The following is a 16,565-nucleotide window of genomic DNA, read 5'->3' as shown; positions in this document are numbered from 1 at the left end:
AGGCGGCCATGATTAACCGAATTATTTCCATCAGTCTTGCCAGCCGTTCACTGATCCTGTTATTTAGCATTGTCTTGGCATTCTGGGGATGGCAAGCGGTAAAGCAGACGCCTTTGGATGCCATTCCCGATCTGTCGGATGTGCAGGTGATTATTAAAACCTCTTACCCAGGACAAGCGCCCCAAGTGGTAGAGGATCAGGTCACCTATCCCATCGCCTCTTTAATGATGTCTGTACCCAGCTCAAAAGCGGTACGCGGCTACTCTTTTTTGGGAGATTCTTATGTCTATGTCATTTTTAAAGAGGGGACGGATCCTTACTGGGCGCGCTCTCGCGTATTGGAGTATCTCAACCAGGTTAAAGGACAGTTGCCAGCCGGAGTCCAGCCAACTTTAGGTCCAGATGCGACCGGCGTGGGTTGGGTGTTTGAGTATGCATTAGTTGATCCGAGCCACCAGAACAGTTTGGCAGATTTACGCAGCTTGCAAGATTGGTTTTTAAAATATGAATTGCAAGCCATTCCCGGAGTATCAGAAGTTGCGACAGTAGGCGGTATGGTAAAGCAGTACCAAGTGGTAGTGCGTCCCAATGCATTGCGTGTCTATGGATTGACGCTGCAACAGGTGGAAAAAGCGATTCAACAAAGCAGTGCAGAAACTGGGGCTTCGGTGATAGAGCAAGCAGAAGCCGAATATATGGTGCAGGTTAAGGGTTATGTGACCCAGCTGAAAGACTTGCGCAATGTGCCAGTGAGTGTAGATCCGAAAACACAAACCCCGATTTTATTACGCCAGATTGCCGATATTCGCCTTGGACCTCAGATGCGTCGCGGCATTGCGGAGTTGAATGGTATGGGGGAAGTCGTCGGTGGTATTGTCGTTATGCGCAGTGGTGAGAATGCCTTGCATGTAATACAGGCGGTCAAACAAAAACTCGAGAGTCTTAAGGGAAGTTTGCCCAAGGGGGTCAACATCGTCGAGACCTATGATCGTTCTGGGTTGATTCAGCGCGCAGTGGACAATTTAAATCATAAGTTGATTGAAGAGATGGTGGTGGTGGCTTTGGTTACCTTGCTGTTTTTGCTGCATTTCCGTTCATCACTGGTGGCTATTATTTCCTTGCCCTTAGGCGTTTTAGGTGCCTTTATTGTGATGCAGCAGATGGGGGTTACCGCCAATATTATGAGTTTAGGGGGGATTGCCATTGCCATTGGTGCGATGGTCGATGCCACTATTGTGATGATTGAAAATGCGCATAAACACCTAGAACACTACCGTGCCGAGCACGGCCATCCACCGCAAGGACGTGCGCACTGGAAGGTGATTGAAGCGGCTTCCATTCAAGTCGCGCCTTCGTTGTTTCTATCACTGTTAATCATTGCCTTGAGCTTTGTGCCTATTTTTGCACTAGAAGGTCAAGCAGGAAAACTGTTTGCTCCTTTGGCATTAACCAAAACCTTAGCAATGGCAATTGCAGCCGGCTTATCGATTACGTTGGTACCGGTGTTAATGGGGTATTTTATTCGTGGACGATTGCCAGATGAGCATAAAAATCCGCTCAATGGCGCCTTAGTCTGGCTCTATCAACGTTTGATGCAGTGGGCATTAAAGTGGCGATGGGGCGTCATGATGCTCAGTGTATTGCTGGTAGTGTCTATGATCTACCCTTGGCAGAAGATGGGCTCCGAATTTATGCCGGAACTACAAGAAGGCGATCTGCTCTATATGCCGACAACTTTGCCGGGCTTATCAATTGGAGAAGCGCAAGCGCTTTTGCAGCAGAGTGATCGGCTCATCAAAACCTTTCCTGAAGTGAAAACGGTATTTGGCAAGATTGGACGTGCGGAAACCGCGACAGATCCAGCACCTTTGACGATGATTGAGACCACCATTCAATTGAAACCACAATCGGAATGGCGGCCAGGGATGACGCTGAATAAATTGATTGCGGAACTCAATCAAAAGGTGCGTTTCCCAGGTGTAACCAATGCTTGGGTACAGCCGATTAAGACCCGTATCGATATGCTCTCAACCGGGATTAAAACGCCAATAGGCATTAAGGTGGCGGGGGATGACCTTGAGACGATTGAAATGATTGGTCAAAAAATCGAACGAGTGGTTTCTCAAATACCAGGTACCCTGTCGGCATTTTCAGACCGTGTCACCGGTGGACGCTATATCACCATTATTCCTGATCGAGCATCAGCTGCGCGTTATGGGCTAAGCATTCAAGCGCTTAACAATCTGATCAGCGTGGCAGTTGGGGGTAAAAACTTATTACAAACGGTGGAAGGTCGTGAGCGTTACCCCATTAATTTGCGTTATCCGCAAAGTTGGCGCAATTCGGTGGCGGCGTTAAAAGCGTTGCCCATTGTCACCGATAGCGGAGCGCACATTCAATTGTCTCAAGTGGCCCAGATAAAGGTGCATTTAGGGCCCCCTATGCTCAAGTCAGAAAATGCACGGCTGAATGGTTGGGTGTTTGTCGATTTAGATCGAGACACGGACATAGCCGATTATGTCAAACGGGCGAAAGCGATTGTGGCGCAAAAGGTGTCCTTGCCAGCGGGTTACAGCGTGACTTGGAGCGGGCAATATGAAGCCTTGCTCAAGGCGCAAAAGAAAATGACGCAGATTGTGCCTTTAACCTTGCTTATTATTTTTGTATTGCTCTTTCTCATTTTCAAAAGGATGGGCGATGCCCTATTGGTCATGGCGATGTTGCCGTTTGCAGTGATTGGCAGTATTTGGCTGCTCTGGGCTTTGGATTATCGTTTTTCTGTGGCGGTGGCAGTGGGAGTTGTGGCTCTAGCAGGCGTGGCGGCAGAATTTGGTGTGATTATGTTGCTCTATTTAAAACAAGCATTGGCTGAAGCCGCCAATCAAAATCGGCTGAATACGCCACAAGAGGTAAAGGCCGCCATTATGAATGGGGCGGTCAAGCGGGTGCGTCCCATTGCAATGACTGTTGCTGTGATTTTGGTAGGGTTGTTGCCCATTATGCTGGGAAGCGGCACAGGATCAGAAGTCATGAAACGCATTGCAGCGCCGATGGTCGGTGGCATGATTACGGCCCCGATTGTTTCCATGATTTTAATACCGGTGATTGTCTATTGGCGGACTGTCAGAGCAGTTAACAAAGGAGAAAAGGTATGAAAATTCAAGGAATGATTGGTCTGCTCGCCTGGACTTTGACAGGATGGACACAGGCAGCAGAGAACACGCTGCCACAAGTACTGCTTCATTTACAACAACAGGCCATTCAGCATGCACCGAGTATGCAAGCACAGTGGCTTCAGGTGGTGCAGGCGAAACAAAAAGTGGCGTTGGTAAAAAGTTTGCGTAAGCCTAAGGTGCGTTTTAAAAGTGAACTGAGCTACGCATGGATGGAGCAAGATTTTGCGCGTACAGCCAATCAACTAGAGGTTAGCTATCCGCTCTATGCCCCCGATTTAAAATTGGGGGAGCAGGAGGCGCAAACAGCGCAACAACTCGAGCGCTGGCAAGCTTTAGCGTCGCAGCGACAGCTTAAAAAGCAAGTTGGATTGGCGCTGATTCAACTGTTGAAGCAGCAGGAGCAGGTGCGTTATGCGCAGCGGCAACTGCAAGCGATGAATCAAATCCTTAAGCAGCTACAAGGTCGCTATCAGCTGGGGATGATTCAGTTAAATGATATTGCCGATGTACAAAGCCGGATTGCCTTAATGCAAGCCAAAAAATTATTGGCACAGCAGCAGGTTCAGGAGCTGTGGCAAAAACTCTCATCCTTGAGTGGATTGTCAGTTAAGCAGTTGTTAAAAATGCCATTGCCCTTAGCGGACCAAAAGCGGATTGAGCAAACGGTGCAAACACTCAAGCGGTGGCAAAAAAGATGCCAAAATCCCCAGTCCTGCGTGCCGGAAAGCGCCATATTACAGCATCCTTTATTGCAGGCTTTACAGCAGAAACAGCAGCAATTCCGCCAGCAGGCGCAAAAAGTCAAAGCGCGTTATGGAATGAAGCTACAGGCAGTAGGCAGTTATATCTATAATGACAGTGGCCAGCATTTTTATGACGATATGCAGGGCGCGAAAGCCGCTTTGCAGCTCACGGTTCCACTTTATCTTTCTGGAGAAGAAGATTCAGCAGTCTCCGAGGTGAGAGCAAAGCAGCTGCAGAGCCAATGGCAATGGCAACAGCAAAGACGCAATTTGCAAAGCCAAGCACAAATCGCGGCTCAAGGGTTGCAGTTTTTAGCCAAACAGTTGCCCGTCTTTCAATCAGCGCTACAAGCTTCAGAGCAAGCGCTGAAGGCAACGCAAGCGGGTTTAAAAACGGGTGAGCGCAATATTTTAGATGTACTAAATGCCCAGCGTGATGTGGATTTGATGCGTAAGACGCGCAATACAGCCCTATATGAAGTGTGGCGTTATCAAGTGTTATGGCAGTTTGTCCTGTCAAATGATAAAAATGAAAGCTTTTAGGAATTTTGCGGTCTATAGGGGTGGAGGGGAAAGACTTCTCACTGAAGGATCGTAATTTTTAAGTATCGACACATAAGGAGACTCAAGTTATGAGTAAGCAAGATATCAAATCGCGTCGTCAATTTTTAATGATGACCGGTGCCGCCATGTTAGGTGCAACCGGTGCCGCGAAAGCAGCAGAAGAAGCCTTTGGCTTTAAGGAAATGGAAGGGGGCTATCAGCAGGTGGCGTCGATGGAAGGCAAATGCGGTGCTGGGAAGTGTGGCGCGAATATGAAAAAGCAAGCACCTATGGAAGGCAAGTACGGTGCTGGGAAGTGTGGCGCGAATATGAAGAAAAAAGAGATGGAAGGCAAATGCGGTTCAGGTAAATGCGGTGCCAATATGAAGAAAAAAGAGATGGAAGGTAAATGCGGCGGTAATCAATAATTTTCACCTGTAGATTAACTTTTGAGAAGGGCGGGTTCAGCGATGTAACTTGCCTTTTTTATTTTAAGAGACCTTACGGAGGCGATTAATGAGAATGCCTTGCCAAGTAGAGGGGGTGGGTCTTGGACTGCGTCGCACTTTTATTGACGAAGTGATCAACACGCCAGATCTTCCCATCGACTTTTTGGAAATAGCTCCAGAGAATTGGGTCAAAATGGGGGGCGCCAATGGCAAAAAGCTTAGGCAACTGACTGAACGCTTTCCGTTTGTTTGTCACGGATTGTCTTTAGACTTAGGGGGGATTCGCCCTTTAGATTTCGACTATTTAGCGCAACTGAAAACATTTTTTAAACAACATCAAATTCGCTGCTACACCGAGCATTTGAGTTATTGTGGGGACAGTGGTCACCTTTATGACTTACTGCCGATCCCTTTTACCGAAGAAGCGGTAAGCTATGTGGCAGATCGTATTCATCAAGTGCAAGATTTTCTAGAACAGCCAATTGGCATTGAAAATGTCTCTTTTTATGCCATGCCTAGCGATGAGATGAGTGAAATCGAATTTGTGAAAGTGATATTAGCGGAAGCCAATTGTGGTTATCTGCTTGATGTGAACAATGTTTATGTTAACGCCATCAATCATGACCAATATTCCCCTGAAGAATTTATTGCACAAATGCCGACCGAGCGCATCATGTATCTGCATATGGCAGGGCATTTCGATGAAGCAGAGGATCTTAAAATTGATACCCATGGCGAACCGGTTAAAGAAGCGGTGTGGCAATTATTGGATTTCACCTACCAACAACATGGCATGCAACCCACGCTTCTGGAAAGAGACTTTAATATTCCGCCCTTGAGTGAATTAATGGCCGAAATGGCGCGCATTCGCCAAATTCAAACACCTTATGTGGAGAATAAAGATGACTGAAATACGGCCCTTGCCTAAATTTCAGCAGTTGCAACTGCAGATGACGCAAATGATTCGTTCACCAGAAACTTCACCTTATCGTGGTGAGCGCTTAGACGGTTTACCGATAGAACCACGCCGTCAAGCGGTTTATCAGAGGCTGTTTTTGAATAATATGACTGATTTTATTGACCGTGTCTTTCCCGTTTTAGCAGAGCTTGTGGGGGAAGATCACGTCGAGCAATTAGGCCGCCGTTTTTTACAGCAGCATCGTGCCCAAACGCCCCTGTTTCATGAGTTAGGAGAAGCATTTTTACAGTTTTTAAATCAAGAAATCAGCGGGGAAAACCCTTTGGATCTGCCCGCCTGGCTCTTTGAATTGGCGCACTATGAATGGGTGGAGGTCGCCTTATATGTCGCGGACGAAGACAATACAGAATGTTTTCTGGCGGAACAAATTTCTCAAATGCCCACAGTGACCCCTCAGACGCCTTTGCAGCTCTGTCCCACGGCTTGGCCACTGGCTTATCAATGGCCAGTGGATACAATTTGCGCCGAGCATTTTGAGCAGATTCAGCCTAAAGCCACCTTTTTACTCGTTTATAGAAATGCAGAAGATGAGGTCGTATTTATTAAACTCACTCGGGCACTGTTTCAACTCTTATGGACAGTGTGGCAGGCAGAAACCCCATTATCGTTTGAGCAAATATGGCTGCAATTGATACAAGAGACAGACGCACAGGCGCATGCACAGAGCAAAGTGCAAGCGTGGCAAAGTTTGCAGGCACTGAGTGTGCATGCGGGGATTTTAAACGTATCAGGTGTTCAGGTATGATGACCCTCCAAATAGCGCTTACATAATGACGTTTTTGCTATTGGATTGAATATACTGTTTGAAAAAGGCTTCTTCCGATAAGGGGCGACTAAAGTAGAACCCTTGCCCTTCGTCACAGCCCAGTTCTTTAAGCAACTCATAGTGCTCAAAAGTTTCAATGCCTTCAGCTAAGACTTTGAGCCCTAAACTATGTGCCATTTCAATAATAGCCTTAACAATATTATAGGAAGCATTGTGTTTTTGCATATGAAGGACAAAGCTACGATCAATCTTAATACGGTCGGCATTGAGGTTTTGAATATAAGCCAAAGAAGAATAACCCGTACCAAAATCGTCAATGGAGATCTCACTGCCAAGCTGCTCGATATACTTCAGACAATTATTTTCTAGGTTTTTATAATCCATAAGGACGCTTTCTGTAATTTCAAAGTCAAGCTGCTTCGGGTGAATGGGGTAGGTTTTTAAAGCTGATTGGAGTGCCGGTCCTAAAGTTTGAGAAGAGATTTGCTTAGCGCTAACATTTATGGAAATACGAGGTAAGACTTCACAATGCGACTGCCATTTGCAGAAAATAGCAATGGATTCTTTTAAGACAAAACTGCCGAGTTTATCGATCAGGTCAAATTTTTCGGCGAGGGGGATAAACTCTGCGGGTGAAATCATGCCCTGATCAGTCGGCCAGCGTAATAGAGCTTCCGCGCCACACAGTTCAAGATTATGCAGTTTAACCTGAGGCTGGAAATAGACTTTAAAGGCTTTATTTTTGATGGCTTTTTCCATCTGTTGGCGCATTTTTGCAATGTAATCAATATTTTGGCGTAAGGTTTCATTGAAAATTTGAAAGTCATTACGCCCTTTTTTCTTGGCTTCATACATGGCAAAATCGGCAAAACGCAAGAGCTCTTCTGCATGTCGCGCATCGTCGGGATAACGTACAACACCAATGGAGCATCCAAAGCCCAGTTTATTCCAATTTTTTGAGAAATGATTGGCCTTTCCTAATATGTGATTGCAAAACGCTGAGATCTCTGTATCACTGATCTTTTGTTGTAGGCACACCACAAACTCATCGCCGCCAATTCGGTAGTGATCTGCCTTCAGGCCTTGTTGATGTGCAGTTTGCTGTAAAATCTCCCCCATTAATTTCAGAAGTCGGTCGCCTTCTTCATGGCCAAAATGGTCATTAATCGCCTTAAAGTGGTCTAAATCCAGCATCATTAAACATAAAGGAGTGTTAGGATATTTTAAGAGCTGCTGATGAAGGTCCTCATTAAAGGCGAAGCGGTTTTTAAGTTGGGTGACAGTATCGGTTTTGGCAATATTTTCCAGTTTTTGTTGAGTGGCTTTAAGTTGACTCACATCACTCAAGACGACCGAGAGAATTTCACTGTTATCGGCAAGTGAACGCAGCCGACTGAGGGTTAATTGGTAATAATGCGGATGCGCTTTTAATTTGACTTCTTGAGTCCATTCACTGGTTTGTTCAATGTCCGTCTGAATTTGACCTATATGAATATCTTCGAAAAGCTTGCTAAGCAATTGCCAAAGAGAAGGTTGATGAGCATTGGTTTGTCCCTGCTGATGTAATAGAAAAAGTTTTAGAAAAGGAGGGTTGCTTTTAATAATGGTGCCATCTAATTTTGTCAGCGCAATGGCTTCATGGATATGCTCAAAAATTGCCGCATCCAGCTGTAACTCTTTAGTTCTTTTTTGCACCATCTTTTCCAGTTCTTTTTGAAAACGGCGCTGTTTTTGCTCATGAAATTGAATTTTTCGGACGGTGAAATAGGCAATAATGAATAAGATTGCAATTGGCACCAGTCCAGCCAGTAGCGCCAATTTATCCATTAAAGCGATCAGTCGATCGGTTTCTTCTTTGAGCTGATTATAGTTTTTTAATAGATCATTTTTTAGGTGTGTTAAGGCTTGAATGACTTTGGCTTGGGTTTCAAAGGTTTGATTGATTAAAACTTTAATGGCGGCTTGAGGATGTTCATCCATTAACAGACGGTATACTTGATATTGTTGCTGTTTATTTTGTTGTAAAAGTTTGGGTGTTTGGTTAAAGAACTGCAATCTTTTGGGATCTTTTAAAAGGCGTTTAATTTGCCTACGAACCGTGCCAATTTCATGCTCTAATTGAGTCATTTTTTGTTGAAGCTGATCAATCTCAAAAGGGTCATCGGTTTCAAACATCTTGGTCAGTGTGATGGAGCGTTCGCGCGCTAAAGAGATGTGTTTGTCCACCAAAAGCACACTCTGATACAGCGTTTCTGATTGTTGGAGTGTTTGCTGTAAGCGTTCACTGTATTTCAAAAAAACAATGATAGAAAGAGAGATAATGAAAAATAGGGTGAGATACCCTAAAATCAAACTACGAGAGAAATGATCCGGAAATAAGGCTCGATGTTTGAATTTATTGAGAAGTTGAATCATAAAATCATTTAACCATGATTGTATAACCAGCTCTAATTAAAATAACTTATAGAAACCCTAGTATAAATGATGTATTGTGCTATTTAAGACAAAGATCTTTTTATAAATGAAATAATAGAGACCTTATACAGGTAAAGGCCTTAGAATGTTCTGTTTGAATGCATTACGAAAGCGCACCTTTTGGCTCGAGGTGGTAAAGGATTTTTGGGCAAAACGCGGTATGGATTCGGCGGCGATTTTGGCTTATACCAGTTTGATTGCACTGGTGCCGGCGGTGGCATTGGCGTTAAGTCTATTGTCCGTTTCGCCCTGGTTTGATCAGGTGCGCCAGCTCATTATGAAAGCGCTGGTGCATCATCTTTTGCCCAGTTCAAAACCCATTATTGAGCAATATTTTGTGCAGTTTGCACAGCAAGCTGCACATTTAAATGGCTTGGGTTCTGTGAGTTTGCTGGTGATGACGCTTATTTTATTGTGGACCATTGATGAACGTATTAACTTGATTTGGGGCTCCACCCAGCATCGTAAATGGGGAAAGGCATTGGTGCACTATGTGAGTGTTGCGATTATCGGTCCCCTTTTGTTGGGGATCAGTTGGGCATTAAGCAGCTATCTTTCTGCGTTGCCATTGATTGAACAGGGGTTGGGCTTCGTCCCGATTCAGCATTTTGGCAGCTTCTTTACCACCCAACTTTTACCGCTCATATTCAGTTTAGTTGGCTTTGCCTTTCTGTACCGCTATGTGCCTATTCAGACAGTGCACTGGTCTGCCGCTTGGGTGGGCGCCATTTTAGCAACAGTTGAAATTGAAGGGGTTAAATATGGATTCAAAGCCTATCTGCACTGGTTTCCCACTTATGATTTAATTTATGGGGCTTTTGCTGCCATTCCCATTTTTCTCCTCTGGCTCTATTTGATTTGGTGGATTGTGATTTTTAATGGGCATGTGGTTTACCAACTGATGCAAAGACTCCATGGAGAACGAGCTTCGTAATGCGCTTACTCATCTTAGGGTTGCTCATGATTGGCGTGATGTTGGCTTCGCTTTTGGCACCGCCTCTTTTACTCTCTGAGTGGTTAACCGGGTTGTCGACCGTACATGCGTGGATTTTATGGGAGTTGCGATTACCTCGCCTGTTGGCTGCACTCAGTTTGGGCGCTGGATTGGCAGTCAGTGGTGTGGCTTTACAGGCACTTTTTCGCAATCCTTTAGCCGAGCCTGGTTTAATCGGCGTTTCCAGTGGCGCCGCTTTAGGCGCGGTGATTGCGTTGCTCTGGCTGCCGGTCTCACTTGCCATGAGTGTGGGCGGGCTCATTTGGCAAGGTATGTGGGCCTTTGGTTTTGGACTGTTGACTACTTGGTTGCTCTACCGTTTGGCCACGCAACAAGGGCGCACCGATGCCGCTTTAATGCTGTTGGCAGGGGTCGCATTTAATGCAATCAATGGGGCAGGGGTCAGTCTCTTGATTACACTCTCGAATGATAGTGAATTGCGCACCATAGTGTTTTGGATGATGGGTTCTTTGTCTGGGATCAACTGGGGGCAGGCGATGCTGTTAACGGGGGTGTTTATATTCAGCTTTGCGGGCTTATGGCGCTTAAGACACGGACTGGATCTCTATTTACTGGGGGAGCGGGTCTGCCGGCAGATGGGCCATGATCCTCAGCGGATCAAATTGTGGGTGATTACTTTAACTACGCTGTTTATTGGGGTGGCTGTCTCGATGGTGGGCGTGATTGCGTTTGTTGGCTTGGTGGTGCCGCATATGATGCGCTTGTGGGTTGGCGCTCGTCATCAAGTCTTGCTGCCCGCTTCTGCTTTAGGGGGTGCGGTATTAATGGCATTCGCAGACTTTATCGCGCACCATGTAATGACGCCCTCAGAGGTGCCCATCGGCTTGTTTATGGCGCTATTGGGCGGTCCATTCTTTCTGTATCTGTTGCTGAGAGAACGCAAAAAACTGGGGATATAATTGGGGGATCTAATTGGCGGTTTGCAGCGCCAGGAGTTTTGCTTCGAGCGCTTCCCACTGTTCAAAAGCCGCTTCCAGTTCAGCTTCTTTGGCTTGTAAAGTCGCCAGCACCTGCTGTACGGTTTCTTGAGGCTGTTGATAAAATTCTGCGGCTTGGGTTTCCTCTGCGAGCTGTTCGAGTTCGGCTTCCAACTGTTCGATCTTTTCTGGCAAACTTTCGTAAGCTTTTTGCTCTTTATAGCTCAACTTTTTCGGTTTTGACTTAGGTTTGGCTTCTTTTTTAGGGGCAGGACTGGGGTTTTTAGCATTGTTTTTGCTTTTTGTGTCTTGTTTACTGCCTAACGCTTGGAAAAAACCGCTCTGCGCGTATTTTTCCGGTCTTTGCCGTAGCCAATCATCATAACCGCCCACATATTCATTGACCACACCAGGTGCATCAAACACCAAGCTACTGGTCACCACATGGTTAATAAAGGCGCGGTCATGGCTGACCAGAACGACCGTGCCGCTGTAGTCTGCGACCAGCTCTTCTAATAGCTCTAAAGTTTCCAGGTCCAAGTCGTTAGTGGGTTCATCTAATACGAGGAGATTGGAGGGTTGGGCAAAGGTGCGCGCCAAAAGCAGACGGTTTTTTTCACCGCCGGAAAGCGCTTTTACCGGCTGACGTGCGCGATCAGGCGAGAATAGAAAGTCGCTTAAATAGCCCATCACATGTTTACGCTGACCATTGATTTCGACGGTATCGGTGCCATCGATTACACTTTCAGCCACCCTTTTTTCAGGATCTAGTTGTGCTCGGTGTTGGTCAAAATAAGCGATTTGCAGGTTGGTGCCCAATTCAATTTTCCCTTTAGTGGGTGGGATTTGACCGAGTAACAGCTGTAAAAGTGTCGATTTTCCGCAGCCATTCGGCCCAATAAGGGCGACCTTATCGCCTCGCATGATGGTGGTAGAAAAGTCTTGAACAATGGGGTCACCATTGGGCCAGGCAAAACTGACCTCTTTGGCTTCAATCACCTTTTTGCCCGATAACTCCGCACTGTTTTGCTGCATTTTGGCTTTGCCTTGCTGGCTACGGCGTGCTTTGCGTTCTTCACGCAGCTTTTCTAGGGCGCGGACTCTACCCTCATTGCGGGTACGTCGCGCCTTAATGCCTTGTCGAATCCACGCCTCTTCTTGTGCCAATTTTTTATCAAAGTTGGCATTCTGTTTCGCTTCTGCTTCTAAGGCTTCTGCTTTGCGTTTGAGATAGGTGGCATAATCGCACTGCCAATTGTGCAGGTGACCTCGATCCAGCTCAACAATGCGTGTGGCTAATGCTTGTAGGAAAGCTCGGTCGTGGGTAATGAAGACTAAAGTGCAAGAGAGGGTTTTTAAAAATTGTTCCAGCCATTGAATCGAAGGGATATCGAGGTGGTTAGTGGGTTCATCGAGCAGCAGAATATCTGGCGATTGAATCAACGCTTTTGCCAGTAAAACGCGGCGTTTCATTCCGCCAGAAAGGTTGGCAAATTCCGCTTCCTGAGGGAGACCCAGTTGACTGGTCAGCGTCGTCACTCGGGTTTCCAATTGCCAGCCATCTGCCGCATCAATCTGCTGCTGCAACTGCATCAATTTGTCGAGTTGTTCTGGGGTTTCAGCATGCTGGCTCAGGGTGTGGTAATGGTCTAAGGTTTCACCTAAATTCCCCAGTCCTGAGGCAATCACATGATAGACTGAGCCCTGCAGATCTTGTGGCACCTCTTGTTGCAGCTTAGCAATTTTGACCCCTTCTTGCACAATGCGCTGTCCGCTATCCGGTTGAAGTTCGCCTTCAATCACTTTAAGCAGGGTGGATTTGCCTTCGCCATTACGTCCCAAAATACAGAGCCGCTCATGTGACTCAATCTGCAAAGAGACTTGGTCTAACAGCGGAGCCGCACCAAAACTTAAAGAGACATCCCGTAAAAACAGCAGCGCCATAATGCATTCCTAAATTGAGAAAGCGCTATTTTAACAGAATTTGTAGGATCAAATTTTGGCTTGAAGCAATGGGAAAAGTGCGCATCTGCAGTTCGGGTCTTTGACGGCTTTGTTGCTGCCAAAAGTGGAGAATGGGTTGGGTTAAGTGAGGCGTGGTTTGCCAAAGATTCATTAGCAATAGACCCGGAGAGGAGAGGTTTTGCAGAAGTAGCTGTTGAAAATGTTCATCAGTCAGCGCTTCCGGCATTCCAGTTTCATTATATAGATCTACCACAATCACTTGGTAAGGCGTTCTGTTTTCAGCTAAAAACTGACAAGCGTCTTTGGCAATACAGTGCAGATTATCCGCTTGGGGGAGATGAAAATAGGTGTGTGCAACCTCAATCACCAAAGGTCGCAATTCAATTGCGGTAAAGCGTGTTCCTGGCAGGCAGGGATGGAGTTGGGTGATCAAGCTGCCGCCGCCTAGTCCGAGCAGCAGTAAGTTTTGGATCGGTTGCTGGTCTGCATATTGCAGGACGCAGTCCAAAAGGGTTTCTTGATATTCATGCGCGAGGGTAAAAGGTGCGTGAAAATAGAGACAGCTCTGTTCCACTGGGCTGCCAAAGTGTAAGCTGTGGGTGCTGGCCGTTTCAATGACTTCGACCAATCCCCATTCATCGCGTTGGCAAAAAATCAATTTGCCGCCATAGCGTTTTAAGCTACGTTTAGCCAAAGTGTTCTAGCCACCACAGCCGAATCCAAAAACCAAAATAACTGGTAAAGCCCACTTCCACAAACTTTATACGCCCATCAGGCATGACATAAAGATCGGTTGGCACAGCGCTTACTTTAAACCGTGTCATTAAATCTCCATCTAAGTCATTCACAATAATATTTTTGGGAATAAAGTTTTCATCGGAGAATTTGCGTAATTCGTCCTCTGAAGTGGATTTGACAGCGATGGCAATGACGGTATATTTTTCAGAGAGTCTTCGAATGGCATCGTGTTGATAGTTACAAATCGGACACCAAGTGCCCCAAAAGTGAATTAAATAGGGCTTAGGTTGCGGTTTGGAAAGGTCTATGACCTCACCAGTTAAGGTCTGCAGCTGAACTGGTGGGACCTGTGTTTTAATCACATCCCCTTGTTGGAAATGGCGTAAGCTTAAATAGAGCACCACAATCACCATCGCCCAAAGCGTATTTTTAACCCACCGGCGTTTAAAAAATGGCAGCTCATCGGGTAAAGGCGTCTCTCTCTCAAGATCTTCGTATTCTTTCGTCTTTAGAGGATAACGTTTAATGGTTTTTTTGGAGCTGTCCATCCTAAGTCCCTTTGATTGAATCGTTTAGATCTTATCAAGATTTTTCAAATAGAGACCTTTGCATGAGTGGGATGCGAGCTAAAAATGAGAAAAAATTTTTCCATATCTAGGCGGAAAACGCAGGGCATAGCCAGCTCTATTGCCAAGTTTTCCAACAACGATAGGGGAAATTTTAGCCATTTTTAGCCGTAAAACCATCTCGTGCAAAGGTCTCATTTATAATAACACGCTTTATAAGAAATGGGCGTCGGGAATGGAGGCAGATTTTTGGCATAAACGCTGGCAGCAGCAGCAGATAGGTTTTCATCAACAGACAGTGAATCCTTTTTTACAGAAATACTTTGATCAGTTGTTTCTTCAGGCGAATGATCAGGTTCTGGTGCCTTTGTGTGGTAAAAGTTTGGACATGATTTGGCTTCTTGAGCAGGGGATGCAAGTGTTAGGTGTGGAGTTAAGCCCCTTAGCCATTGAACAGTTTTTGGCCGAACAGCAGTTATCGGCAGCGGAAAAAATAGTAACTGAGCACGCATGCCATTATCGCATTGAAGGCTTGGAACTGATTTGTGGGGATTTTTTTCAGTTGGCGGCAGAGCAATGTCAAACCGTGAAAGCGGTTTATGACCGAGCGGCATTGATCGCACTGCCACAGGAGATGCGTGCAGAGTATGCGAATCATCTTAAGCGGATTGTGCCTAAGGGCAGTCGAATGTTACTGATTACAATGAATTATGATCCCTCTTTATTGCCAGGCCCACCCTTTGCGGTTCCTGAGTCAGAGGTAGAGCAGCTGTTTGCACAGGTATCGTCATTACAGAAATTGGAAACCGTTGAGGCAACGCGCAAAGGCGTGTCGATTGAGGAAAGCATTTATTTAATTCAGTTTTGAAGTCTGTTAGCCTAATCGGTTAAAACCGGCTAACAGACGCCGTCAAACTATTGCGCTTCGCGAGCAATGGCTCGGTGACCGATGTCGGTACGGTAGTAAACACCTGGCCAAGAGATTTTATGAACCCCTTCATAGACGCGTTTCTGAGCATCGGAAACGGTATCGCCTAAAGCAGTCACACAGAGCACGCGTCCCCCGGCGGTAATCACTTCACCCTTCTCATTCAAAGCGGTGCCTGCATGGAAGACTTTGATATCCTCACCATGCACTTGATCCAGCCCTTGAATGACATCCCCTTTACGGTAATCGGCTGGATACCCCTCAGCGGCCATCACCACGCCTAGCGCAGCGCGTGGATCCCATTGTGCTTCAACGCTGTCGAGTTTCCCCTCAAGGGCTGCTAAACAGAGTTGAGCCAAATCTGATTGCAGACGCATCATAATCGGTTGTGTTTCGGGATCTCCAAATCGACAGTTAAATTCCAATACTTTCGGGGTGCCATCTTCTGCCACCATAATCCCCGCATACAAAAAGCCGGTATAAGGCATCCCCTCTTTTTCCATGCCTTCAATGGTGGGACGAATCACCTCATTCATAATGCGCTCATGAATTTCAGGGGTGACCACAGGCGCTGGGGTATAAGCGCCCATACCGCCGGTATTGGGTCCGGTATCACCATTATTGCGTGCTTTATGATCTTGAGAAGAGGCCATGGGTAGAATATTTTTGCCATCTGCCATCACAATAAAGCTGGCCTCTTCGCCGGTTAAAAACTCTTCAATGACCACGCGTGCGCCAGCATCTCCAAACTTATTGCCTGCCAGCATATCGTCCACAGCCGCTTTTGCTTCTTCTACCGTCTCAGCTAAGATCACCCCTTTACCAGCCGCTAAACCATCGGCCTTAATGACAATAGGGGCGCCAACTTTATCTAGGTAAGCATGCGCTTTTGCAATCTCTGTAAAGACTTCATAATCGGCGGTGGGGATATGGTGTTTGGCCAAAAAGTCTTTGGAGAAGGCTTTTGAGCCTTCCAGTTGAGCAGCGGCTGCGGTCGGCCCAAAACATTTCAGACCGGCTTGTTGAAAAGCATCCACTACACCCATGACCAAAGGCACTTCAGGACCCACAATCGTCAGCTCAATGCCTTCGTCTTTGGCAAACTTTACCAAACCTTCTAAGTCGGTGACCGCAATATCGACATTGGTTAATTTAGGTTCTTGAGCAGTGCCGGCATTGCCTGGGGCGACAAATACTTCGCTGACGGAAGCGCCCTGTGCGGCTTTCCATGCCAAAGCATGTTCACGCCCGCCACTGCCAATAATCATAACTTTCATAGGGTTTTCTCCAAAAATTTCAGCCACT

General features: G+C 46.2%; 13 protein-coding genes. 8 read left to right on the top strand and 5 right to left on the bottom strand.

Translation table 11 applies throughout. The annotated features are described in order from the left end of the window. The first annotated feature begins 8 nt into the window (after positions 1 to 8). From ACYQ05_RS05570 to ACYQ05_RS05550, 5 genes are all read left to right on the top strand, one after another. Positions 9 to 3,155 carry an efflux RND transporter permease subunit gene (locus tag ACYQ05_RS05570; protein ID WP_459819142.1) on the top strand — a complete coding sequence of 1,049 codons (3,147 nt, stop codon included), beginning with the start codon at positions 9 to 11 and terminating at the stop codon, positions 3,153 to 3,155. Then, entirely contained in the window at positions 3,152 to 4,462 is a 1,311-nt protein-coding gene (locus ACYQ05_RS05565) for a TolC family protein (RefSeq protein WP_459819140.1), read from the top strand. The genes ACYQ05_RS05570 and ACYQ05_RS05565 overlap by 4 nt, the downstream gene beginning before the upstream one ends. Positions 4,463 to 4,551: 89 nt before the next feature. Continuing rightward, positions 4,552 to 4,890: an HvfA family oxazolone/thioamide-modified RiPP metallophore gene (locus ACYQ05_RS05560; RefSeq protein ID WP_459819139.1), complete on the top strand. Its 339-nt coding sequence runs from the start codon at positions 4,552 to 4,554 to the stop codon at positions 4,888 to 4,890. Positions 4,891 to 4,978: 88 nt separating this feature from the next. Further along, on the top strand, positions 4,979 to 5,821 hold the full coding sequence (locus ACYQ05_RS05555; protein WP_459819137.1) for an HvfB family MNIO-type RiPP peptide maturase: 843 nt from the start codon (positions 4,979 to 4,981) through the stop codon (positions 5,819 to 5,821). Further along, positions 5,814 to 6,635 carry an HvfC family RiPP maturation protein gene (locus ACYQ05_RS05550; RefSeq protein WP_459819135.1) on the top strand — a complete coding sequence of 274 codons (822 nt, stop codon included), beginning with the start codon at positions 5,814 to 5,816 and terminating at the stop codon, positions 6,633 to 6,635. The genes ACYQ05_RS05555 and ACYQ05_RS05550 overlap by 8 nt, the downstream gene beginning before the upstream one ends. An 18-nt stretch (positions 6,636 to 6,653) precedes the next feature. Here the strand turns inward: ACYQ05_RS05550 and ACYQ05_RS05545 are convergent, their stop codons facing one another. Then, the gene (locus ACYQ05_RS05545; RefSeq protein ID WP_459819133.1) at positions 6,654 to 9,071 is read right to left on the bottom strand and encodes a putative bifunctional diguanylate cyclase/phosphodiesterase; all 2,418 of its coding nucleotides are present in this window, start codon (positions 9,069 to 9,071) and stop codon (positions 6,654 to 6,656) included. Positions 9,072 to 9,216: 145 nt separating this feature from the next. Here ACYQ05_RS05545 and ACYQ05_RS05540 point away from each other — a divergent pair, with 145 nt between their 5' ends. After that, complete coding sequence (locus ACYQ05_RS05540) at positions 9,217 to 10,065, top strand: YhjD/YihY/BrkB family envelope integrity protein (RefSeq protein WP_459819131.1); 849 nt, start codon at positions 9,217 to 9,219, stop codon at positions 10,063 to 10,065. Further along, positions 10,065 to 11,045 (top strand): FecCD family ABC transporter permease, encoded by a 981-nt coding sequence (locus ACYQ05_RS05535; RefSeq protein ID WP_459819129.1) that lies wholly within the window; start codon positions 10,065 to 10,067, stop codon positions 11,043 to 11,045. The genes ACYQ05_RS05540 and ACYQ05_RS05535 overlap by 1 nt, the downstream gene beginning before the upstream one ends. Positions 11,046 to 11,054: 9 nt before the next feature. On the opposite strand, the gene ACYQ05_RS05530 is transcribed toward ACYQ05_RS05535, so the two are convergent. Genes ACYQ05_RS05530 through ACYQ05_RS05520 form a run of 3 tightly spaced genes read right to left on the bottom strand, consistent with a single transcriptional unit; the run spans position 11,055 to position 14,314 of the window. Further along, positions 11,055 to 13,007, bottom strand: a complete 1,953-nt coding sequence (locus tag ACYQ05_RS05530; protein ID WP_459819127.1) for an ATP-binding cassette domain-containing protein — start codon at positions 13,005 to 13,007, stop codon at positions 11,055 to 11,057. A gap of 25 nt (positions 13,008 to 13,032) precedes the next feature. Then, positions 13,033 to 13,722 (bottom strand): spermidine synthase, encoded by a 690-nt coding sequence (locus ACYQ05_RS05525; RefSeq protein WP_459819125.1) that lies wholly within the window; start codon positions 13,720 to 13,722, stop codon positions 13,033 to 13,035. Then, positions 13,715 to 14,314 carry a redoxin domain-containing protein gene (locus tag ACYQ05_RS05520; protein WP_459819124.1) on the bottom strand — a complete coding sequence of 200 codons (600 nt, stop codon included), beginning with the start codon at positions 14,312 to 14,314 and terminating at the stop codon, positions 13,715 to 13,717. Before ACYQ05_RS05520 ends, ACYQ05_RS05525 begins: the two co-directional genes overlap by 8 nt. A 253-nt stretch (positions 14,315 to 14,567) precedes the next feature. Here ACYQ05_RS05520 and ACYQ05_RS05515 point away from each other — a divergent pair, with 253 nt between their 5' ends. Beyond that, entirely contained in the window at positions 14,568 to 15,200 is a 633-nt protein-coding gene (locus tag ACYQ05_RS05515; protein WP_459819122.1) for a thiopurine S-methyltransferase, read from the top strand. 47 nt (positions 15,201 to 15,247) lie between these two features. Here the strand turns inward: ACYQ05_RS05515 and purD are convergent, their stop codons facing one another. After that, a complete protein-coding gene (gene purD / locus ACYQ05_RS05510; RefSeq protein WP_459819120.1) occupies positions 15,248 to 16,537 on the bottom strand; it encodes a phosphoribosylamine--glycine ligase in 1,290 nt (429 codons plus the stop codon). Positions 16,538 to 16,565 lie beyond the last annotated feature (28 nt).

The sequence above is a fragment of the Galenea microaerophila genome (assembly GCF_054657255.1).
The sequence above is the reverse complement of the archived record's forward strand: the minus strand, read 5'-3'. Positions and strand labels throughout refer to the sequence as shown.

What these genes read in the sequence shown, in the direction of transcription:
- ACYQ05_RS05565 (WP_459819140.1), top strand. Translation starts at nt 3,152, where the DNA reads ATGAAAATTCAAGGAATGATTGGTCTGCTCGCCTGGACTTTGACAGGA.
- ACYQ05_RS05555 (WP_459819137.1), top strand. Translation starts at nt 4,979, where the DNA reads ATGAGAATGCCTTGCCAAGTAGAGGGGGTGGGTCTTGGACTGCGTCGC.
- ACYQ05_RS05560 (WP_459819139.1), top strand. Translation starts at nt 4,552, where the DNA reads ATGAGTAAGCAAGATATCAAATCGCGTCGTCAATTTTTAATGATGACC.
- ACYQ05_RS05550 (WP_459819135.1), top strand. Translation starts at nt 5,814, where the DNA reads ATGACTGAAATACGGCCCTTGCCTAAATTTCAGCAGTTGCAACTGCAG.
- ACYQ05_RS05570 (WP_459819142.1), top strand. Translation starts at nt 9, where the DNA reads ATGATTAACCGAATTATTTCCATCAGTCTTGCCAGCCGTTCACTGATC.
- ACYQ05_RS05545 (WP_459819133.1), bottom strand. Translation starts at nt 9,071, where the DNA reads ATGATTCAACTTCTCAATAAATTCAAACATCGAGCCTTATTTCCGGAT.
- ACYQ05_RS05540 (WP_459819131.1), top strand. Translation starts at nt 9,217, where the DNA reads ATGTTCTGTTTGAATGCATTACGAAAGCGCACCTTTTGGCTCGAGGTG.
- ACYQ05_RS05515 (WP_459819122.1), top strand. Translation starts at nt 14,568, where the DNA reads ATGGAGGCAGATTTTTGGCATAAACGCTGGCAGCAGCAGCAGATAGGT.
- ACYQ05_RS05535 (WP_459819129.1), top strand. Translation starts at nt 10,065, where the DNA reads ATGCGCTTACTCATCTTAGGGTTGCTCATGATTGGCGTGATGTTGGCT.
- ACYQ05_RS05520 (WP_459819124.1), bottom strand. Translation starts at nt 14,314, where the DNA reads ATGGACAGCTCCAAAAAAACCATTAAACGTTATCCTCTAAAGACGAAA.
- purD (WP_459819120.1), bottom strand. Translation starts at nt 16,537, where the DNA reads ATGAAAGTTATGATTATTGGCAGTGGCGGGCGTGAACATGCTTTGGCA.
- ACYQ05_RS05530 (WP_459819127.1), bottom strand. Translation starts at nt 13,007, where the DNA reads ATGGCGCTGCTGTTTTTACGGGATGTCTCTTTAAGTTTTGGTGCGGCT.